The 19,800-nt window shown below is 70.4% G+C and carries 21 protein-coding genes and 1 pseudogene; 9 read left to right on the plus strand and 13 right to left on the minus strand.

From position 1 onward, the window contains the following. Positions 1 to 18: 18 nt before the first annotated feature. The 3 genes from ACTMTF_RS07065 to ACTMTF_RS07075 all read right to left on the minus strand — a co-directional run bounded on the left by ACTMTF_RS07065 (position 19) and on the right by ACTMTF_RS07075 (position 2,340). Complete coding sequence (locus tag ACTMTF_RS07065; RefSeq protein ID WP_441109784.1) at positions 19 to 648, minus strand: TetR/AcrR family transcriptional regulator; 630 nt, start codon at positions 646 to 648, stop codon at positions 19 to 21. 64 nt (positions 649 to 712) lie between these two features. Continuing rightward, entirely contained in the window at positions 713 to 1,453 is a 741-nt protein-coding gene (locus ACTMTF_RS07070) for an ABC transporter permease subunit (protein WP_441109785.1), read from the minus strand. Further along, positions 1,450 to 2,340, minus strand: coding sequence for an ABC transporter ATP-binding protein (locus ACTMTF_RS07075; RefSeq protein WP_441109786.1), 891 nt, complete (start codon positions 2,338 to 2,340; stop codon positions 1,450 to 1,452). Before ACTMTF_RS07075 ends, ACTMTF_RS07070 begins: the two co-directional genes overlap by 4 nt. A 264-nt stretch (positions 2,341 to 2,604) precedes the next feature. On the opposite strand from ACTMTF_RS07075, the gene ACTMTF_RS07080 reads away from it, so the two are divergent. Then, on the plus strand, positions 2,605 to 3,057 hold the full coding sequence (locus tag ACTMTF_RS07080; RefSeq protein WP_441109787.1) for a hypothetical protein: 453 nt from the start codon (positions 2,605 to 2,607) through the stop codon (positions 3,055 to 3,057). Between the two features lie 85 nt (positions 3,058 to 3,142). Here ACTMTF_RS07080 and ACTMTF_RS07085 read toward each other — a convergent pair whose 3' ends face one another. After that, positions 3,143 to 3,976, minus strand: coding sequence for a hypothetical protein (locus ACTMTF_RS07085; protein WP_441109788.1), 834 nt, complete (start codon positions 3,974 to 3,976; stop codon positions 3,143 to 3,145). 196 nt (positions 3,977 to 4,172) lie between these two features. On the opposite strand from ACTMTF_RS07085, the gene ACTMTF_RS07090 reads away from it, so the two are divergent. Then, positions 4,173 to 4,409, plus strand: a complete 237-nt coding sequence (locus ACTMTF_RS07090) for a hypothetical protein (RefSeq protein WP_441109789.1) — start codon at positions 4,173 to 4,175, stop codon at positions 4,407 to 4,409. 123 nt (positions 4,410 to 4,532) lie between these two features. On the opposite strand, the gene ACTMTF_RS07095 is transcribed toward ACTMTF_RS07090, so the two are convergent. After that, positions 4,533 to 5,636 carry a glycerophosphodiester phosphodiesterase gene (locus ACTMTF_RS07095; RefSeq protein WP_441109790.1) on the minus strand — a complete coding sequence of 368 codons (1,104 nt, stop codon included), beginning with the start codon at positions 5,634 to 5,636 and terminating at the stop codon, positions 4,533 to 4,535. A gap of 702 nt (positions 5,637 to 6,338) precedes the next feature. Here ACTMTF_RS07095 and ACTMTF_RS07100 point away from each other — a divergent pair. Continuing rightward, a complete protein-coding gene (locus tag ACTMTF_RS07100; protein WP_441109791.1) occupies positions 6,339 to 6,686 on the plus strand; it encodes a histone-like nucleoid-structuring protein Lsr2 in 348 nt (115 codons plus the stop codon). 300 nt (positions 6,687 to 6,986) lie between these two features. Here ACTMTF_RS07100 and ACTMTF_RS07105 read toward each other — a convergent pair whose 3' ends face one another. After that, positions 6,987 to 7,583, minus strand: coding sequence for a helix-turn-helix domain-containing protein (locus tag ACTMTF_RS07105; RefSeq protein ID WP_441109792.1), 597 nt, complete (start codon positions 7,581 to 7,583; stop codon positions 6,987 to 6,989). A gap of 356 nt (positions 7,584 to 7,939) precedes the next feature. Here ACTMTF_RS07105 and ACTMTF_RS07110 point away from each other — a divergent pair, with 356 nt between their 5' ends. Beyond that, a complete protein-coding gene (locus ACTMTF_RS07110; RefSeq protein ID WP_441109793.1) occupies positions 7,940 to 9,397 on the plus strand; it encodes an MFS transporter in 1,458 nt (485 codons plus the stop codon). On the opposite strand, the gene ACTMTF_RS07115 is transcribed toward ACTMTF_RS07110, so the two are convergent. After that, a complete protein-coding gene (locus ACTMTF_RS07115; RefSeq protein WP_441109794.1) occupies positions 9,390 to 10,304 on the minus strand; it encodes a LysR family transcriptional regulator in 915 nt (304 codons plus the stop codon). The two genes, ACTMTF_RS07110 and ACTMTF_RS07115, sit on opposite strands and share 8 nt — an antisense overlap. A 118-nt stretch (positions 10,305 to 10,422) precedes the next feature. Between ACTMTF_RS07115 and ACTMTF_RS07120 the strand changes: the two genes are divergently transcribed. Further along, entirely contained in the window at positions 10,423 to 11,739 is a 1,317-nt protein-coding gene (locus ACTMTF_RS07120) for an aspartate aminotransferase family protein (RefSeq protein ID WP_441109795.1), read from the plus strand. A gap of 37 nt (positions 11,740 to 11,776) precedes the next feature. Here the strand turns inward: ACTMTF_RS07120 and ACTMTF_RS07125 are convergent, their stop codons facing one another. Further along, the gene (locus ACTMTF_RS07125) at positions 11,777 to 12,367 is read right to left on the minus strand and encodes a TetR/AcrR family transcriptional regulator (protein WP_441109796.1); all 591 of its coding nucleotides are present in this window, start codon (positions 12,365 to 12,367) and stop codon (positions 11,777 to 11,779) included. 107 nt (positions 12,368 to 12,474) lie between these two features. Here ACTMTF_RS07125 and ACTMTF_RS07130 point away from each other — a divergent pair, with 107 nt between their 5' ends. After that, positions 12,475 to 13,515, plus strand: coding sequence for an aldo/keto reductase (locus tag ACTMTF_RS07130; RefSeq protein WP_441109797.1), 1,041 nt, complete (start codon positions 12,475 to 12,477; stop codon positions 13,513 to 13,515). A gap of 43 nt (positions 13,516 to 13,558) precedes the next feature. Here ACTMTF_RS07130 and ACTMTF_RS07135 read toward each other — a convergent pair whose 3' ends face one another. The 3 genes from ACTMTF_RS07135 to ACTMTF_RS07145 form a co-directional block, all read right to left on the minus strand. After that, the gene (locus tag ACTMTF_RS07135) at positions 13,559 to 14,662 is read right to left on the minus strand and encodes a winged helix DNA-binding domain-containing protein (protein WP_441109798.1); all 1,104 of its coding nucleotides are present in this window, start codon (positions 14,660 to 14,662) and stop codon (positions 13,559 to 13,561) included. 3 nt (positions 14,663 to 14,665) lie between these two features. Next, the gene (locus tag ACTMTF_RS07140; RefSeq protein ID WP_441109799.1) at positions 14,666 to 15,694 is read right to left on the minus strand and encodes an aldo/keto reductase; all 1,029 of its coding nucleotides are present in this window, start codon (positions 15,692 to 15,694) and stop codon (positions 14,666 to 14,668) included. An 82-nt stretch (positions 15,695 to 15,776) separates the two neighbouring features. Beyond that, entirely contained in the window at positions 15,777 to 16,199 is a 423-nt protein-coding gene (locus ACTMTF_RS07145; protein ID WP_441109800.1) for a VOC family protein, read from the minus strand. A 110-nt stretch (positions 16,200 to 16,309) separates the two neighbouring features. Between ACTMTF_RS07145 and ACTMTF_RS07150 the strand changes: the two genes are divergently transcribed. Continuing rightward, on the plus strand, positions 16,310 to 17,314 hold the full coding sequence (locus ACTMTF_RS07150) for a helix-turn-helix transcriptional regulator (protein ID WP_441109801.1): 1,005 nt from the start codon (positions 16,310 to 16,312) through the stop codon (positions 17,312 to 17,314). Here ACTMTF_RS07150 and ACTMTF_RS07155 read toward each other — a convergent pair. Both ACTMTF_RS07155 and ACTMTF_RS07160 read right to left on the minus strand, forming a co-directional pair. Further along, entirely contained in the window at positions 17,311 to 17,490 is a 180-nt protein-coding gene (locus ACTMTF_RS07155; RefSeq protein ID WP_396999109.1) for a hypothetical protein, read from the minus strand. The two genes, ACTMTF_RS07150 and ACTMTF_RS07155, sit on opposite strands and share 4 nt — an antisense overlap. 202 nt (positions 17,491 to 17,692) lie before the next feature. After that, positions 17,693 to 18,337, minus strand: a complete 645-nt coding sequence (locus ACTMTF_RS07160) for a hypothetical protein (protein WP_441109802.1) — start codon at positions 18,335 to 18,337, stop codon at positions 17,693 to 17,695. A gap of 167 nt (positions 18,338 to 18,504) precedes the next feature. On the opposite strand from ACTMTF_RS07160, the gene ACTMTF_RS07165 reads away from it, so the two are divergent. Together ACTMTF_RS07165 and ACTMTF_RS07170 are read left to right on the plus strand one after the other, a co-directional pair. After that, on the plus strand, positions 18,505 to 18,915 hold the full coding sequence (locus ACTMTF_RS07165) for a YkvA family protein (protein ID WP_441109803.1): 411 nt from the start codon (positions 18,505 to 18,507) through the stop codon (positions 18,913 to 18,915). A 251-nt stretch (positions 18,916 to 19,166) separates the two neighbouring features. Further along, a pseudogene (locus ACTMTF_RS07170) lies at positions 19,167 to 19,800 on the plus strand (DNA-directed RNA polymerase subunit beta); the annotation flags it as partial.

Raw genomic sequence — 19,800 nt, forward strand, 5'->3', positions numbered from 1 at the left:
AAGTCCGGCGGGGTGTGATCAGCGGGCCGCGAGCGCGTACACGAGGGCCCGGAGTCCGCTCAGGAAGGCGGCCTCATGGTCGAAGGAGCCGACGGCCCGGCGGGCGCGCGCCGGATCCTCGACGGACGAGGCCAGCAGGTCCTGGCGGGCGGCACGCCGCTCGGGGGTGGTGCCGGGCAGGTAGGACAGATGACCGAGGACGTACCACCACAGCTGGGCGTACGCGTCGGTCGCCTCCTGATCGTCCAGGCCGAGCTCGGCGAAGCGATCCAGCGTCCACACGAACAGCGCGGCGGCGCGCGGCGCGAACAGCTCGCCCTGCCGCAGGATCTCCACGACCCACACATGCCGGGCGAGGTAGGCGTCCACCGCGGCGAACGCGGTCACGAGCCGCTCCTGCGCAGACCCCTCGCCGTCCGGCAGCGGCGGCAGGCCCTCGGCCACGTCGTCCAGGAGGGCGAGCACGAGCTCCTGCTTGTCCTTGACGTGCCGGTAGATCGCCATGGGGGCGGCGCCCAGCTCGGCGGCCACCCGCCGGATGGTCAGCCCGCCGACGCCCTCCGCCTCGGCCACCCGCCGCCCGGCCGCCACGACGATCGCGCGGGTGAGGAACTGGCGACGTCCGCTGGAACTCGCACGGGTGACCATCTCCTCAACTGTACCGGCGGGCATCGAGGGCTCCGCCTTCGATGCCCGCCGGTACAGTTGACGGTTACGCGTCGCGGCGTTGCATCAGCACGGCCCCCGAGACCATGGCGACCGCCACCCAGGCGAGGTAGACCGCGAAACCGCTCCACGGGCCCAGGGAGCCACTGCTCTGGCCCGACACGACCAGTAAGCCGGCGTTGGTGGTGAAGTATTCGGACACGGTCCTGCCCCACGCGCCCGGGAGCTGAGTCGACAGCGTGGGCAGCACCAGCATCAGCGCGATGGCCGACACGATCGCGCCCGGCGTGTGCCTGATCAGCGTGCCCAGGCCCAGGCCGAACAGTCCGCACGCGGTCAGGTAGAGGCCGGCGCCGAGCGCGAACCGCACCACCTCGAGCAGGTCGATCGACGGCGGCTGGGTGATCGCCACGCCGACCCCGATCGCGCCGGCCGCCGCGACCGTGCAGACGACCATCGAGACCGCGCCGAACAGCACGATCTTGCCGGTCAGCAGGCTCAGGCGCTTGGGCACGGCCATGAGCGAGGTGCGGATGCCCCCGGTGCGGTACTCGCTGGAGATCACCAGCACGCCCAGGGTGGCCATGGACAGCGCGGCGATCATCGTGCCGGTCAGGGCCAGGACGATCGCCTCCGCGCCGGGGATCGGCCCGGTGGCCATGCTCTTGGCCGAGGCGCTGATGAGGGCGGAGAAGCCCAGCATCAGCGCGCCGGTGACGGCCAGGGTCCACATCGTCGAGCGGACCGAGCGGATTTTGGTCCATTCGGACCTGAGGATGTCGATCATGAGGTGAACTCCAGGCTGTCCTTGGTGAGCTCCATGTAGGCCGCTTCGAGCGAGGGCTGCACGAAGGTCAGCTCCTCCAGCGGGATCCCGGCCCGTGCGGTGACGGTGCCGATCTCGAGGGTGCTCATCGCGGTCACCCGCAGGTGGTCGGGATGCGACTCGCCCACCTTGATCAGCTCGGCCACCTCGGCCAGCCGGGGCGAGCGCACGCGTACGTACCCCTGCGAGCTGCGGCCGATGAACTCCGCCACGCTCGTGTCGGCGATGAGCCGGCCCTTGCCGATCACGATCAGGTGGTCGGCGGTCTGCGCCATCTCGCTCATGAGATGGCTGGAGACGAACACCGTCCGCCCTTCGGCGGCCAGCTTGCGCATGAGCGTGCGGACCCACAGGATGCCGTCCGGGTCCAGCCCGTTGACGGGCTCGTCGAAGAGCAGGATCTCCGGGTCGCCGAGCAGCGCGGCGGCGATGCCCAGCCGCTGCGACATGCCCAGGGAGAACCCGCCGACCCGCCGCTTGGCGACCTCGCGCAGGCCGACGACCTCCAGCACCTCGCTCACGCGGCTGTCGGGGATGGCGTTGCTCTGCGCGATGGCCAGCAGGTGGTTGCGGGCGCTGCGCCCGCCGTGCACGGCCTTGGCGTCCAGCAGCGCGCCCACCTTGCGCAGCGGATGTCTCAGCTCGTGGTACGGCTTGCCGTCGACGAGCACCGATCCGCTCGAAGGGCGGTCGAGCCCGAGGACCATGCGCATGGTCGTGGACTTGCCTGCCCCGTTCGGCCCCAGGAACCCGGTCACCTGGCCGGGCTCGACGTCGAACGACAGGTCGGCTATCGCGACGACCCCACCGTAGCGCTTGCTGAGGTTCGTTGCTCGGATCGCGGTCATGATCCAAGCGTGCCGTCCCGGGCGGTCGTTTTCGTCATCCCCAGGGCCGGTTCTCGGGCGAGGGCTCTAGGCCCCTGGTCCTACCCCTCAGGTCGCATCGGGGCGGGCGCGAAGACCTCCCGCCCAGGACGCGAAGACCTTGCCCGCCCAGGAGCCGACGCGGGGGAGCGGGGCGTGCTCCCGCTGCTGTCTCCCCCCTGCGGGGGAGGAGTCTGGCTCGCTGTGGGGAGTCAGGGCCGATGCGCGGCCTCTACGGTCACAGTCATGGTTGATGTTGATCGCCCGCGAAAGTGGCCGGCGTACGCGGTGGCGGTGCTGTTCCTCGGTTACGCGGCAGGGAAGGCCGCCTTCGCGCTGCAGGCCCGGCTCGGGTTTCCGGGCGGCCCGCCCGTGTCGGCCGCCGAGGCGGAGAGCTATTTCCTGGACGCGGCGACCGCGCAGTGGTTCGCCACCGCCTCCGGCGTGCTGGGCGCGTGCGTCGCCCTCGCCACGGTCACGGCGTTGGGGCGCAGGGTGCCGAGAGCGCTGATGCTCCTCGTGCTGGCCGGGATGCTGCTGGCCGTCGGCGGCGGCGCGGGAATCATGATCGTGGACGGGTTCGTGGGCATCGGGGTGGGCTGGCGGTGGTACCACGGCGTCCTAGGAGTCCTGGTGATCGGCCTGTTCGCCGAGATGCTCCGGTCCTATGCTGCGGCGACGCGGCGGGCCGCGAGCTGACCGGGCGTCACGAGCAGGGCTCACGAGCAGGGCTCACGAGCAGGGCTCACGAGCAGGGCTCACGACCAGCGGCCACGAGCACGCGTCACGAGGTCGCGGGAGGCTCCGCGGCGAGAGGTGAGGCCACGGGCGGGGCCGGCTCGTCACGCGGATCGGCGAGGTCGTGGGCGGAGCGGGCCAGCCAGATCACCGTCAGGAACTCAGCTGTCAACGCGACGTCGTGGTACATGCTCGCGTCCCTGTCGAGGAGCGTGGCCGTCAGCGAGAGGATGATCGGCACCACCAGGCCGGCGATGCCGTACCGGACGGTGGCCCGCCGCCATCGGCCGTCCCGCCGCTGTGCCCGCAGGACGAGCACCGTCCAGAGCAGGGCCCCGATGCCGCAGATGAGGAGCAGCCAGTTCGCCTGGGGCCAGCCGAGGGCATCGAGCACCGCGATGGCGGCGAGGCCCCCGTACGCCACCACGCCCGCGGTCCGCGCGTGATGCGCCTGCTCCAGGCTGCCTCCCAGCACGGACTGGAACAGCAGCACGACGACCCACATCACCACGGCGTCCAGCGCCGCCGCCCACCACGGCCAGGAGGGCGCGACGACGTAGGACGCCCAGGACGCCGCCGCCACGTACAACCCCGCCCGCAACCGCCGGGCGTCCCGGTCCAGCTCCGGCGGCGGCCCCGCCAGCGGCCCGCGCAGACTCTGCCACAGCGCCCAGGCGCACGGAAGACCGGCCGCGATCAGGACGAGCGTGTTCACCCACGTCACCGCGACGTCTTCGTCCACCTCCGTGAAGAGGGTCAACCGCCACAACGCGCCGAGGTCGCCGGCGCTCAGCGCGATCACGGCGGCGACCACCAGTGTGCAGGCGTACAGACCCGTGACGAGCAGGGCGGGAATGCCGAAACGATGACGACGGGGCACTTGGCCACTTCCTGGGGGGGTTGGGAGTGAAGGCCCCAGATTAGCCAGCCGGCACCAGGAAGTCGATCAAGGATTCCGGGCCTCGACGGCAGGCTGATGTGCACTTTCTCATCATGCAGTCGTGTACAAAGCGTTGCCGTACAACTACCGTTTGTGATGAACGATGGTCGTCCGCATAACCACCAAGGAGGTTCCAGTGCGTACATACCCCCGTAGGATCGCCGCCGCCACGGTGATCGCCGCCATCGGCGGCATGACCCTGTCCGCCCCGGCTCACGCTGTCGTCGATCCCGCGACGATGAAGAGCCTGGAGTCGATCACCAGGATCGACCCCGTGGTGATGGCCAACTGCACGACCGGTGGTGTCGCCAGCCCCACCGGCGCCCTCGCCGTCCCGCCCGAAGTCCCGCTCGTGGGCTGCCTCACCCTCTGACTCGCCCATCTTCCGGAGCGCTGGGCGGCACGGTGATCGCCGAGGCGTGCGGGCGGGCCTCGCGCGCGCCGCCCAGGCCCGGAAGCGCCGGGCACTCGGCAGGAGCTCCGCTGTCGCGGCAGGTCAGAGCTTGGGATCCGCCGTCTGGCGGGCGACGACGGCCCGGCCCATGGCGGGGTCGTCGCAGAAAGCGCCGTCGACGCCCTCGGCGAGCAGCCGGTCCAGCCAGCCCATCACATCGCCCGTGGCCCGCTGGTACACAGGGCTCGCCGGGTTGCCCAGCCGGTGGTCCAGAGGCAGCTGGGAGTTCTCGTTCCGTACGGTCCACACGTGGACCTTCAACCGCCGGCGGTGCGCGTCCGCGACGAGCGTGGTCGGCTGCTGGAGTCTGCCGTCGGCGTCCACGGGGATGACGCGCCGCGTGTCCACACCGATCCCGTCGGCGTACGTCGCCACCTGACGCAGCCCTTCGGGCTTGACCATGTCGTCGTAGGTGCGTGAGTCGCCTGCCGCCGCCCAGTCGTAGGGGGCGCCGCCCTGCGTGATGAGCTGGATCAGCGGCAGCCTGGTCTTGGCACGCAGGTCACGCAGGTTGGCCGTCTCGAACGACTGGATGAAGACCTTGCGGACCCGGTGCTCCTTCAGCACCTCCAGCAGCGGCTCCTCCAGCGACAGGCCGATCGAGTCGAAGTAGGTCGGGTGCTTGGTCTCGGGGTAGACGCCCACGCCGTGCCGCTGCGCCAGCTGCACGACCTCCTCGAACGTGGGCACCCCGGCCAGCCCGTCGAAGGCGGCGTTGTCCGGCCGCAGGTCCGGGACGCGCTCCTTGGCGCGCAGCGTCCTCAGCTCGGCCAGCGTGAAGTCCTCGGTGAACCAGCCGGTGACCTGCCTGCCGTCGATGGTCTTGGTCGTGCGGCGGTCCGCGAACTCGGTCCGGGCGGACACGTCGGTGGTGCCCGAGATCTCGTTCTCGTGCCGGGCCACGAGCACATGGTCCTTCGTGGCGACCAGGTCGGGCTCGATGTAGTCGGCGCCCATCGCGATGGCGGCCTCGTACGACAGCAGGGTGTGCTCGGGGCGGTGGGCGCTGGCGCCGCGATGCCCGATCACGAGCGGTGCGACGCCGCGGCGCTCGGCCGTGGCGGGAGTGGGCTGGGACAGCACGACGGCGACCGTGCCGCCCATCAGGACGGCGAGCGCTCCGGCGGCGAGCTTGCGGATCATCATGCGGCGTACGGTAGGCCGCCCGGGTGGCCCGGGGGTTACGGCGCGATGGCTGATTATGGTGCGGGCTCCATCACGGCGAGAGCCGGCTCGGCGCTCCGTGCCGACGGTATCCGCCGACCGTCTCATTTCCCTGTCGGCCACGTCCGGGAATCGCGGACACCGGGCCGGGATGCCGATTGGTGCGCGGAGTGTTCCCGGAGTGCGGAAGGACCGTGGCCAATCGTTTGAATTCGGCTTCGATAGTGTGGTCCGCATCGTGATGATCCGCCGACGGGATATCGGCCGGATGACAACCCCGCGACGAGGGCCTTTGCTGCGCCGGGCATCGAGGGCACGCTGGACCGTTTCGGCGCTAGCCTATCGGCCCTGACTACGACGGCGCACCGACAACGCCCAAAGATTGAGGGGTACGTGGCGCCGCGCGCGGGATTGGCTCACCAGTGCTGGTCAGCGCCCGATGAGATTCACCTTGAGTTCGTGTGGGCGTATGAGGCGGAAGACATCCGCCGGTGACGCGCTAACGCGGTTCCGCCATGAGGCTGGCTCACTATGCCGTGCGGAGTTCGGCGCGGCTGTGACTGACTTCGTGCTTCAGTGGCAGTTCGCCGCCTTGTTTGGCGGGCACTAAGGTCTTGGGTGGCGCTTGTTCTACTGAAGAGCGCTACAGTAGCCCAAAAATCCTGACGAGCGTGGAGTTCGAACATGGCTAAGCGGATTCAAGAGATTTTCATTGACGACCTCGATGGCAGCCCGATGGAGTCGGAGAACATCGTCAAGTTCGGTCTCGACGGCGTCGCGTATGAGATCGACTTGGGGGAGAAGAACGAGGAAGCCTTGCGCAAGGCGCTGTCGCCCTTCATCACCAAGGCTCGCGCGGTCAGGAGTGAGCGGGCCGCGCGAGGCCGGCGCGGGGCGGTCGGCTCCGCTCGTGCCCTGAGCCGGGAGAAGTCGGCCGAGATCCGGCAGTGGGCCAGGACGCAGGGCCTTCCGGTGAGCGAGCGCGGCCGGATCGCCTCCACGGTGGTGGAGAAGTACGAAGCGTCCCACTAGGGCACGGGCGGAAGCTTGGAGAGCCGCCTCAGCTGGGCGGCGTGCTCCTTGTTCCTGCTGCGCGCCGGGCGCAGGGCACCCGGCGCGCGAAGCAGGCGAGAAGTATGAATCTACAATGTAAAGGGCGCTGGCCCGCTCGCTCGGTGACCGAAGCGAGAAAGTCGGCGTAGGCGCCGTTGACCGATGCGCATGAGCGCCGGCATTGGGGCACCGCAGACGCTGCGGACGCCACCCCGCACTGATCTCGGCTCGACGGCGACATCGACACCGTCATGACAGTAGCTCTGACGGCACGAGCTCTCACTCGGCCGGGCCGTGTCTCGGTGCCGCACGGACGTGCGCGCGTTCGCCTTGTTTGCCGATGAGACTCAGGTGCTCGACGGGGCCGGCGCTGGTGGCCCCGAACCAGTGCGGGGTGCGCGTGTCGAACTCCGCCGCCTCTCCGGGCTTGAGGATGAGGTCGTGCTCTCCGAGGACCAGGCGGAGGGTTCCGTTGAGGACATAGACCCAGTCGTAGCCCTCGTGGGTGCGCAGGTCGGGTTCGTCGTCGTCGCTGCCGGCCGGCAGGACGAACTTGTAAGCCTGGATCCCTCCGGGCCTGCGGGTGAGCGGCATGATGACCGAGCCGTCGCCGCAGGGGATGGGACGCAGGTTGACGCGGGGGTCGCCGGTCGGCGGCGCATCGACGAGCTCGTCGAGCGTGACCCCGTGGGCGCGGGCGAGCGGAAGCAGCTGCTCGAGCGTGGGACGTCGCAGGCCGGCCTCGAGCCGGGACAGGGTGCTGATGGAGATGCCGGTCTCTGCCGCGAGGTCGGCGAGCGTGACGTCGCGATGCAGCCGAAGGCGTTTCAACCTCGGGCCGACAGCGTCAAGGGTGCGGTCAATGGCTTCGTCCACCCCGCCATTTTGCCATTTGGCAACAGGGTTTGCACATCCGCCTGCCCGGTCAGCACGATGGCGGGGTGCGGCGGCGCCCAGGCGCCGGCCACCGCCGCACATGATCGGCTCGGAGCGGCAGATCGTCACCGCCGACGAGCACCCGCGCACGCTCACCGGCCGGGGGACCGGGCGGTCTCCCTCCACGACGTCGTCGTGCGTGCCACCCGACACCGCTGATCACCCGCTCCGACAGCGCCTGCCCGAAAGGAACGCCCTTGAGTACGAACCGGTCCTCAGCCACGGAGGCCCTCGGCCCGATCGTCCGAGACCCACGACAACGACGTACGATCCTGATCGGGGTCTGCGTCGCGCTCATGGCGGTCATCGCTTCGATGACCGGGCTGAACGTCGCCCAGCCGGCGCTCGCCGTCGAGTTCGACGCCTCGCAGACCGAGGTCCTGTGGTTCATCAACCTCTACACCATCACCCTGGCCGCGTTGCTGCTGCCGCTGGGCGCGATGGGCGACCGGTGGGGCCGCAGGACGATGCTGCTCGCGGGCCTGCTCGTCTTCGGAACCGCGAGTGCGGCGGCCGGCTTCGCCACGTCGTCCGAGATGATGCTCGCCGCACGTTTCCTGAGCGGCGTGGGCGCGGCGATGATCATGCCGGTCACCCTCGCCGTCATCACCTCGACCTTCCCGGACGAGGAACGTTCCAAGGCGATCGGCGTGTGGACCGGCGTCGCCGGCGGTGGCGGCATCCTGGGGATGTACCTGTCGGCCGTCCTGGTCGACCTGGCGAGCTGGCGGTGGCTTTTCGTCCTGCCGATCGTGCTCGTCGTCGTCGCCCTCGTCATGGCGCTGCGATCCATCCCGGACTCGCGGGAGGCGTCAGAGCACGGGTTCGACGTCGTCGGTTCGCTGTCGTCCGTGGTCGCGGTGGTCGGGCTGGTCTTCTTCCTGCACGAGGGCCCCGAGCGGGGCTGGACCGCGCCCGCGACGCTGGCGAGCCTGCTCGTCGGCCTGGTCGCCGGTGCCGGATTCGTGGCATGGGAATTGCGCCGGCGGGCTCCGCTTCTCGACGTCCGCCTGTTCCGGGAGCGGGGGCTCGCGAGAGGTTCCGTGTCGCTCCTGACGGTCTTCGGCGTGCAGGCGGGGATCTTCGTGGTCCTCTTCCCGTACCTCCAGGCGGTGCTCGGCTGGTCCGGCCTGCGCTCCACCCTGGCGCTCATGCCGATGGCGCTGCTGATGATGTTCGCCTCCGGCCTCGCACCGCGCGTGGCCGCGCGGATCGGCGGCCGCTCGACGATGGCCTCAGGGATCTTCCTGGGCGGCGCGGGGCTGGTCCTCATGGCGGCCTTCGTCTCCGTCGACGGCGGCTACCTCTCGATCCTGCCCGGCATGCTCGCCATGGGGCTCGGTATGGGGCTGACGATGACGCCCTCCACCGAGGCCATCACCAGCGCCTTGCCGCGTGCGCGTCAAGGGGTGGCGTCCGCGCTCAACGACGTCACCCGGGAGTTCGGCTCGGCGCTCGGTGTCGCGCTGCTCGGCGCGGTCCTGACCGCGGGCTACCGCGGCGCCATCGACTCCCGGCTCGCCGGAGTGCCCGACGCCGCCGCCGACACCGCCCGCGAGGGCATCGCCAACGCCCTCGTGGTCGCCGACCTGACCGGCCCTCAGGCGTCGGCGCTCGCCCGAGCCGCCCGGGAGTCCTTCGTCGACGGGTGGCAGCAGGCCATGTGGGCAGGCGCGGTGGTCATGGCGGTCCTGTTCGTCTACGTTCTCGCGCGGGGTCCGCGGCAACGGCGATCTTCTGGCGTGCCTACCTGATCGGTGAGGCGCTTGATGCGGCGGCGCTCTCGTGAAGCCGTGTCACCGCGCGGGCGATGAGGTCGCCACGGCGTTGATCCTGGCGGGCGTGCACGACGATGCGCCGCAGGATGGCAGGGCGGACGATCGGCCTGGCGACGAGTCCGTCGGGGAGCTCCGCCACGGCCAGGCGCGGCAGGACGGTGACGCCGATGCCCGCCGCCACCAGCCGCAGCGCCGCCCGGTGATCGTCCAGGCGGGCGGCGTGGCGTGGCGTGAAGCCGGCGGACCTGCAGGCGCTCAGGACGATCTGCCCGATCGGGCTGTCGTAGATGTCGTGATCGACCCAGGGTTCGGTCGCGAGGTCCCGGAGAGCGAGTTCGCGGGCGCCGGCGAGCGGGTGCGTACCGGGGAGCACGGCGACGAGCTCCTCGACGGTGAGTTCGTGCCGCCGGTAGCCGTCGAGGCGCACGTCGGCGCCGTTGGCGGGCTCGGTCCTGATGTCCAGGTCCGGTCGCCGGCGGCCGCGTCCGTCGACGGGTTCGTTGAGGCTGATCTCGACGGTGAGGTTCGGCTGGTGCCGGCGGACGGCCCGCACGACTTCGGGTATCCATCGTTCGGCCGCGGAGGCGAAGCAGGCGATGGCCAGATGTTGCGCCTGGCCGCCCCGCAGGTCCGCGACGACGCGATCGAGGCGCCCGAAGTCGGCGAGGAGCGACTGGGCTTCGTCGGCCAGGTGCCGTGCGGCCTCGGTGGGGCCGATGCCGCGTCCCTGCTTCTCGAACAGGATCAGGCCGGTCTCTTTCGCCAGGGCGGTCATGTGCTGGCTGATCGTCGCGGGGGAGTAGCTGAGGTTCCGGGCGGCGCCGTTGATCGACCCGGCCGCCAGCACCGCACGCAGGATCGCGAGGCGTCGCGGGTTGAGCATGGTGCCGACTGTAAGGCAGTGCCGAATGGTATGTCGCATTTGTTTGCTTGTTACGACTCTTGTGGCGATCGAAGATGGCAGCGAGCACGACATTCGGCGTCGGTCAGAGAGGTTGACGATGGACACCACGTTCTGGGACGAGGCGGACCGGCTGCTGATCCGCTACGGAGTCGGCTTCACCCCGAGGATCATCGAACGCGCCTCCGGCGTGCACGTCTTCGATCGTGAGGGCAGGCGGATCCTCGACTTCACCTCCGGGCAGATGAGTGCCATCCTCGGCCACGCGCACCCGGACATCGTGGCGACGGTCTCGTCCGCGGTCGCGTCGCTGGACCACCTCTTCAGCGGCATGCTCAGCGCTCCGGTGCTGGATCTCGCCGACAGGCTCACCGCGACGCTGCCTCCCGCGCTGGCCAAGATGCTGCTGCTCACCACGGGGGCCGAGGCGAACGAGGCCGCGATCAAGATGGCCAAGCTCTCCACCGGCCGCTACGAGATCGTCTCCTTCGACCGGTCGTGGCACGGCATGACCCAGGGGGCGGCCTCCGCGACCTTCTCGGCCGGGCGGCGGGGTTACGGCCCGCCGGCGCCGGGGAACCTCGCGCTGCCCGCGCCGAACGCCTACCGTTCGCCGTTTCGCTCCTCCGACGGGTCGTACGACTGGGAGACCGAGCTCGCCTACGGCTTCGCGCTGGTCGACCAGCAGTCCGCCGGGAGCCTCGCCGCCTGCCTCGTCGAGCCCATCCTGTCCTCGGGCGGGATCCTCGACCTGCCGCCCGGGTATCTGCGCCGTCTGAAGGAGATGTGCGACGAGCGCGGGATGCTGCTCATCCTCGACGAGGCGCAGACCGGTCTCGGCCGCACCGGGGCGATGTACGCGTTCGAGCGCGATGGGGTCACCCCGGACATCCTGACGTTGTCGAAGACCCTCGGGGCCGGGTTGCCCGTGGCGGCCGTCGTGACGACCGCCGAGATCGAGCAGGTCTGCCACGAGCGGGGCTTCCTCTTCTACACCACGCATGTCTCCGATCCGCTGGCGGCCGCGGTCGCGGTGACGGTCCTGGACGTCATCGACCGCGAGAACCTCGTCGAGCGCGCGGCGGAGCTGGGCGATCAGCTCACCGGCCGGCTGCTGGCGCTGCGTGACGGGTACGAGGTCGTCGGTGACGTTCGCGGCCGTGGCCTGCTCCAGGGTGTCGAGCTCGTGCGGGACAAGAAGAGCAAGGCGCCCGCCGACGCGCTGGGCGCAGCGGTCACCTCGGCCTGTCTCGACCGAGGCCTGCACATGAACATCGTCCAGCTGCCCGGGATGGGCGGCATCTTCCGGATCGCCCCGCCTCTCACGATCAGTGACGACGAACTGCACGCCGGTGTGGACATCCTCGAAGCGTCTCTCAAGGCGGTGCTCGACGCCGCCGCGCCCGTCAACCCATGAACCGACGTGCGGGAGCCCGGCCGAGGCCGGCCCAGGGTCAGCCCGGCCGGCTCGTTTCGGCGCCGTAGCGCAGGCCGTCGATGAGGAGCGCGACCATGCGCCGGCTGTACGCGACCCCCTCGTCCGTCACGGGCAGGCACAGGTTGGCGACGGCGTACAGGAGGTCCTCGGGGCTGATGCCGGCGCGGATCTCGCCGCCGGCCGTCGCGGCTTCGAGCAGGGAGCCGAGGGTGGGCGCGAGCCGCTGCATGAAGTAGCCGGGCAGGGCGTCGAAGGCCGGATCGCCCGAGTGGAGGGCGGTGGCGAGTCCTCGCTTGGTCGCGAGGAACTCGGTGTACCGGTGGAGCCACCTGGCGAGCGCTTCCCCTGGCTCGTACGCCGCGGCCAGGGCCGGTGCGGCGTCGGCGCAGGCGTCCACCTCGCGCTGGAACACGGCCTTGACGAGGTCCGAGCGCTGGGGGAAGTGCCGGTACAGGGTTCCGACTCCGACGCCGGCCAGATCGGAGATCTCCTTGGCGGGGGCGTCCACGCCCGAGGTGCCGAAGACGGCCTTCGCCGCTTCGAGCAGGGCGTCGACGTTGCGTCGCGCGTCGGCGCGCAGCCGGCGCGGCGCCGTGTTCTCCGTCACGACAACTCCTTCGCTTGCTTAACCGGAAAGCTTTTCCGTATAGTTCCGGAAAGGCGTTCCGGTTAAGTCCAGGATACGTCATCCAGCGCGATCTCAGGAGAAACAGCATGCGGTACCGCACCCTCGGCCGGACCGGCATCAAGGTCAGCCCCTACGCTCTGGGCGCCATGATGTTCGGGGCCATCGGCAACCCCGACCACGACGACTCGATCCGCATCATCCACCGAGCGCTGGACGCGGGGATCAACGTCGTCGACACCGCCGACGCGTACGCCCGCGGAGAGTCCGAGGAGATCGTGGGAAAGGCGCTCAAGGGGCGTCGCGACGACGTCGTGCTCGCGACCAAGCTGCACCTGCCGATGGGTGACGACCCCAACCGGCGAGGCAACTCCAGACGCTGGATCATGACCGCGGTCGAGGACTCGCTGCGCCGCCTCCGGACCGACCACATCGACCTCTACCAGATCCACCGGCCGGACCCCGACACCGACATCGAGGAGACGCTCTCCGCGCTCTCGGATCTGATCCACAGCGGTAAGGTGCGGGCGATCGGATCGTCCGCGATGCCCGCCTCCGACATCGTCGAAGCCCAATGGGTGGCCGAGCGGCGCGGCCTGGAACGGTTCCGCACCGAACAACCGACCTACTCCATCCTCAGCCGCGGCATCGAAACCGAAGTGCTGCCCGTCGCCCAGCGCTACGGGATGGGCACGATGGTGTGGAGCCCGCTCGCGCAGGGCATGCTCACCGGGCGCGTCCGCAGGGGACAGCGGACCGACCTCCGCCGCGCCGCCCACTTCAAGCACCTCAGTGACGAGCGCCGGCTCGACGCCGTCGAGCGGATCATCCCGCTCGCCGAAGAGGCGGGCCTGCCGATGACCCACCTCGCGATGGCGTTCGCGATCGCTCATCCCGGCGTGACCAGCGCGATCATCGGGCCACGCACCATGGCGCAGCTCGACGACCTGCTCGCCGGCGTCGACGTCACGCTCACCGACGAGATCCTCGACCGGATCGACGAGATCGTCCCGCCCGGCACCGACGTCGGCACGCTCGACATGGCCTACCTGCCCCCGGCCCTGCAGCGCCCGGCCCTGCGCCGCCGCCCCGCCGATGACAGGGCCGCCGATGACAGGGCCGCCGCCTGACCGGGCCGCCGCATGACCGCGCGGGCGCCCGAACCCGCGTCCCTCAGGCAGGCGCGGCGATCCGCACGCGGTGGCCGTCGCCGTCGGAGAGGAACGACGCCAGCGCCCGCCCCTGCTCGGCCACGGCGTCGCGGTCGGTCCGGGAGAAGGCACGCAGCGGCGCGACGGTCACAGTGCCGGTCTCGGTCTCGACGGTCCAGGTCGCGGCCACCCGGCCGTCGACCAGGACGACGCGCGCACCGGCCACCGACAGGCCCCGGTGGGCTTGGTCGATGATCCGGCCACGGTCGTGGTAACCGAGGATCACGTTGTCGAACGCCGGCAGGAACCGTACCGGAGCGGGTGTGCCGGGGTCGGGGCGTGGCGCGTCGGGGAGGTCCAGCAGTTCCCGGCCTCGCTCGTCGCGGAAGGTGACGAGCTCGTCCCGGATCGCGGCCACCGCGCCCGGCAGCCCGGCGAGGCCGCACCAGGCACGCAGGTCGGCCGAGGCGGCGGGTCCGAACGCGGTCAGATAGCGCCGTACCAGCGCTTCACCGACCGGGTCGGAGCCGTCCGGGGACGGCGGGTCGATCTCGCGTCCCAGCCAGGAGGAGAGCGGGACGTTGCGCACCCCCGCCCGCGCGCGCCACACCCCGCGCGGCGGCAGCTGCGCCACCGGGACGAGCGCGGCGATCACCATTTCGCCCAGCGCCCGCGGTCCGGGCGCCGGCCAGCGCCCGGCCAGCTCCCGCGCGACCTGGCTCATCGAGTGCGGCTCACCGTCGGCCAGCAGCGCCCGGCCCGCCGCCGCGAGCTCGTCGAGGTCCACCCCGGCGAGCTCGTCCCGGTAGACCCCGAGCACCCGCTGGCGCAGCATGGCGTCGTGCCGGGACCGCCACGCCAGGACGTCCTCGGCGGTGACGAGGTGGACCGTGCGGCGCATGAGGTGGGTCCGCACCACGCTCCGCCGGATCAGCAGATCCGACAGCACCGCCGGGTCGAACGCGCGTAACCGCGACCAGAGCCCCACGAACGGCTCCTGCGGTTCCTGCGCCTGGAGCCCGCACAGGTGCCCGACGGCGTCGAGAACCGGCAGGTCGGCGCGGTCGAGCAGCAACTGCCGGGCGAGCGTCGCGCGGTTGAGCGCCCGGTTGCCCAGAACGGTCATCGGTCACGCCGCCGCGCGCTCGCCGGCCGATCGCCGGCGCAGCGCCGCCCGCGTGACGGCCGGCGGATCGTAGGACACGTCGAGCGGGCCCACGTCGGTCCCCGGAGGCACGATCTCGTCGATCCTGTCGAGAATGTCATCATCCAGGATGGTATCGGCGCCGGCCAGCAGGTCGTCGAGCTGCTCCATGGTGCGCGGCCCGATGATCGCCGCCGTGACGCCCGGGTGGGTGACCGCGAACGCCATCGCCATGTGGGTCAAGGGCACTCCGGCCTCCTCGGCCAGCAGGGCGAGCCGCTCGACGGTCTCGTGCGTACGCTCGTCGGTCATGTGCCTGGGCACCCAGGCCATCCGGCGCTCGGGAGCCTTCCGGTCCTTTCGGTGACGGCCGGTGAGCAGGCCCATCCCGAGCGGGCTCCACACGAGGGCGCCCAGGCCGTAGCGCTCGCAGACGGGCAGCACCTCCCGCTCGATGCCGCGGTTGAGGAGAGAGTACGGCGGCTGCTCGGTGCGGAAGCGGGCCAGAGCGCGCCGCTCGGCCACCCACTGAGCCTCGACGATGTCCGAGGCGGGGAAGTTCGAGGTGCCGATGGCGCGCACCTTGCCGCTGCGCATCAGGTCCGTCAGCGCGGCGAGGGTCTCCTCGATGTCGGTCCGGGGGTCGGGGTGGTGGATCTGGTAGAGGTCGATGTGGTCGGTCCGGAGGCGACGCAGCGAGTCCTCGACCGCGGTGACGATCCAGCGCCGGGAGTTGCCTCGCCGGTTGGGATCGTCCCCCATCGGGCCGCTCACCTTGGTGGCTAGGACGACGTCGTCGCGGCGGCCTTTCAGCGCCTTGCCGACGATCTCCTCGGTCTCGCTGTAGGCGTACACGTCCGCGGTGTCGACGACGTTGATCCCCGCGTCCAGCGCTCGGTGGATGATGCGGACGCAGTCGTCGTGGTCGGGATTGCCCACCTGGCCGAACATCATCGTGCCCAGGCAGTAGGGGCTGACCTGTATCCCGGTCCGCCCCAAAGGTCGCATTCTCATTCTGGTCGTTCCCTTCGAGCATGTGGTGATCGCGGGCGCGGCGGCGTGGTGCGGGAGGCGCCACCCGCACCACGCGCGATGCTCACCCGCCGTATTCGCTCACCACGTCCAGGACCCAGACGACGCCGAAGCGGTCCTTGAGCATCCCGTAGAGCGGCGCCCACTGCGCGGGCGCGAGCGGCTGCACGATGGTGGCTCCAGCGGACAGTTTTTCCCAGTACGCGGTGATCTCATCCGCGGTCTCACCGCGGACGGAGAGGAAGAAGGAGTTCTCCCCCTGGTCCCACGGCAGGTGCGAGGGCACGTCGTAGGCCATCACGTGGAAGCCGTTGCCGGCGAGCACCTGCCCCCACATCACCTGATCCGCCTCGGCGGGGTCCTGCACGCTCCCGGCGTCCTTGTACGTGATGGCGGCGAGGTCCCCACCGAACACGGCTTGGTAGAACTCCAGCGCCGCGCGGGCGTCGCCCCGGAAGTTCAGATGGGTCACGGACTTGACGGCCATGGATGGCTCCTGTGCTTCGCTTGTCGATCGGTACGCCGTGGTCCGGCGCAAGACGACAGTCGCAGGGGTAGAGGACAGGGTGTGGCCGCTACTTGGGCCAAAATGGAGTCATGCCGAAGACCTCAGCGCGCCTGCTGGCGTTGCTCTCGCTGCTCCAGGCGCGCCGGGACTGGCCGGGAGCGCTGCTCGCCGAGCGGCTGGACATCAGCCCGCGCACCGTGCGCCGTGATGTCGACCGCCTGCGCGAGCTCGGCTACCCCATCATGACCTTCAAGGGCCCCGACGGCGGATACCGCCTCGACGCCGGCACGGAGCTGCCCCCGTTGCTGTTCGACGACGAGCAGGCCGTCGCCCTGGCCATCGCCCTCCAGATCGCCACCACCGCCGGCGCCGGCATCGAGGAGGCCGCGGCCCGCGCGCTGAACACCGTCCGGCAGGTCATGCCCGCACGGCTGCGCCACCGGATCGACACCCTCCGGGTCACCGCCGTCGAGCGGCCCGCGCTCCGGCCGGACCCGCAGGTCGACAGCGGCGTGCTCATGGCACTCAGCGCCGCCGTGCACGCTCGCGAGGTGCTGCGCCTCGACTACGCCTCCTTCTCCCCGCAGAGCGCGGAGGAGGACACGCGGACCGCGCCGCGCCGCGTGCAGCCCCATCACCTCGTCACCTGGGGCGGGCGCTGGTACCTCGTCGCCTGGGACCTCGACCGCGAGGACTGGCGCACCTTCCGAGCCGATCGGATCACCCCCCGCGCCCCCACAGGCCCCCGCTTCACCCCGCGCGAGGTGCCCGGCGGCGAGGTGGCCGCCTTCGTGGCCGCCAGGTTCAGAGGCGCCGGCGACTCCGGCGACTGGCCCTGCCGCGGTGAGGTGATCCTCGACCTGCCCGCCGCCGCCGTGTCCCACTACGTCCGCGACGGACTCGTCGAGGAACTCGGCCCGGACCGCTGCCGGCTCACCCTGGGCTCGTGGTCATGGCCCGGCCTGGCCGCCGCCATCGGCAGATTCGACGCCGACATCGAGGTCGTCGGCCCGGCCGAGCTCAAGGAGGCCTTTGCGCACCTGGCCCGCCGCTACGCCAAGGCGGCGGATCCTGAGGAGCGGCCGCACGGCTAGGCGGGAAGCAGGCCGAGGAGATGGGCGGTGGCGGTGAGCAGGGCGGCCAGGGCGGTGATGACGGCGGCGATCGTCGTCGGTGCGACGTCGGAGAGCCGGCGGATCGCGTAATAGGTGAGCCAGAGAACGGCGAGAATGACCAGTGCGGCGCTCAGAAGGGGCAGCTGGGATGGCATGTGATCCCCCTTTCGTACGAGGGGAGAAGAGTCCCCTTTGGCTGCTTTTGAAGAGCTATATCGACCCTGTCCGTAATCGCATCGTTTGGTAATTGATCGACTACTCAGCGTCGATGTTGGCACTCTACTGCCCGAATGCGGAAACAGCCCTTCACTGCGCCACGCGACATGCGAGAAATTCTCTAGAGTCGCCTTCGATTGATTAAGCGAGTGGTTCGCGGCGCGGCGGTATGTCCAGGGCACGGGAGACGGCGGCGACGATCGAGGTCGCATGGCCGGGGAGCTCGCGCGCGGCCCAGCCGGAGACTTGGTTCAGGAAGCCGGTCAGGTCCTTCTCCGCTCCGGCCAGCAGATGACGCAGCTCGGCGGCGGTCACCTCGATCACCGGGCTGTCGTCCTGTTCGCCGTCGACGGTCAGGCGGACGGTCTCGCCGACGCGTTCGACCGTCGGGGACGGGTCGTGGCCGAAGTCGTAGGAGAAAGGGGCCGGCCCGCCGTCCAGGGCCAGGGACCAGTTTCGCCAGTCCTCCAGGCCGATGCAGCAGCCCGGCAGCAGGACGATGCCGGTGGCGGTGTCCGTGACGCGCAGCCCGCCGGCGGCGAAGAGGTCGTCCATCGTGAGCAGCCCGTGCAGGAAGGCCGCGACCGGATCCGCGGGGCGTGGCGGGGCGCCGGCCGGGGGATCGACGTCGTTGCAAGCGGCGAGGCTCATCACCGCGGTGCCGACCTCGGCGGGGCTGAGCCCGCCGCTGAGCGGAAGGTGGTCGTACGACTCGGCCTCGGCGACCGGCCAGAGGGAGAAGCCGTCGGAGGGGTGGGCCTCCAGGACGGGCTGCACGATGATCACCCGCACAGTCTGCCGCACCCCGGCGCCGGCCCGCCTCAATGGGCCGCCCGCTGCCTCAGGCCGCGGATCGGGCCGTGCGGGGCCTTGCCGGTCTCCGGTCGGTGTGGGTAAGCGGGCGAAAGGTAGAGTTCTGGCGGATCTGGGCTGACGCGGGGGAGGCATGACCAGTGGACGACCGGCTCGTGGTCGTGATGGCCGTGGTGGGTGGGACGGTGCTGCTGTGGCTGCTCGCCCTGGCCGCGCTGGCGATCGCCCGGCCCCGGGGCAACCTGCTCACCGAGGCGATCCGCCTGCTGCCCGACCTGCTCCGGCTCATCTCGCGCCTGGCCCGCGACGCCGGCCTGCCGCGCCGGGTGCGCATCCGGCTCTGGCTGCTGGTGGCCTACCTGGCGCTGCCCATCGACCTGGTGCCGGACTTCATCCCCGTCCTCGGCTACGCCGACGACGCCATCGTGGTCGCCCTCGTGCTGCGCTCGGTGGTGCGCGGCGCCGGGCCCCAGGCGCTGGAGCGCCACTGGCCCGGCACCCCGGACGGGCTCGCCGCCGTCCGGCGTCTGGCGGGGCTGCCCGCCGCCTGAGCCCCCTGCCGAGAGGACACCGTACGGGCCGTGCGGTGTGAAAGCTCACCGCGACCGGAGGAGTTGACGAGACCACCCGGCTGTGCAATCATGAACGTGGCACGGTAGTTGACACCCATAATATATGTGGACACGCGTTTCTATTCGCGTTATGCTGCTGCCTTGCGCCGCCTTTTGACGCCCCGGGATTTGGCCGGGGCGTTTGGCATGCGCGCAGTTCGATTCCATCCGTGCCTCCGGAAGGACATTTGTTGGCAGCCTCGCGCAACGCCTCGGCCGTACCCGCCGGTCCCAGTCGCGTCTCGTTTTCGCGCATCCAGGAGCCCCTCGAAGTTCCTGACCTTCTCGCCCTGCAGACCGAGTCTTTTGACTGGCTGCTCGGTAACGAGAAGTGGAAGGGCCGGGTCGAGGCGGCTCGTCAGGCCGGTCGCAAGGACGTCCCGACCCAGTCGGGTCTCGAAGAGATCTTCGAAGAGATCAGTCCGATCGAGGACTTCTCGGGGACCATGTCCTTGTCGTTCCGCGACCATCGATTCGAGCCGCCGAAGCACTCGGTCGATGAGTGCAAAGACAAGGACATGACCTTCTCCGCCCCGATGTTCGTCACGGCGGAGTTCATCAATAACGCCACTGGTGAGATCAAGAGCCAGACGGTGTTCATGGGCGACTTCCCGCTCATGACGCCGAAGGGCACGTTCGTCATCAACGGCACCGAGCGTGTCGTCACCTCGCAGTTGACGCGCTCCCCGGGCGTCTACTTCGACCGTAGCGTCGACAAGACCTCGGACAAGGACCTGTACGCCTGCAGGGTCATCCCGTCGCGGGGTGCCTGGCTCGAGTTCGAGATCGACAAGCGCGACAGCGTCGGTGTGCGCATCGACCGTA

It is taken from the genome of Nonomuraea sp. ZG12, from assembly GCF_052068115.1.
GTDB lineage: Bacteria > Actinomycetota > Actinomycetes > Streptosporangiales > Streptosporangiaceae > Nonomuraea.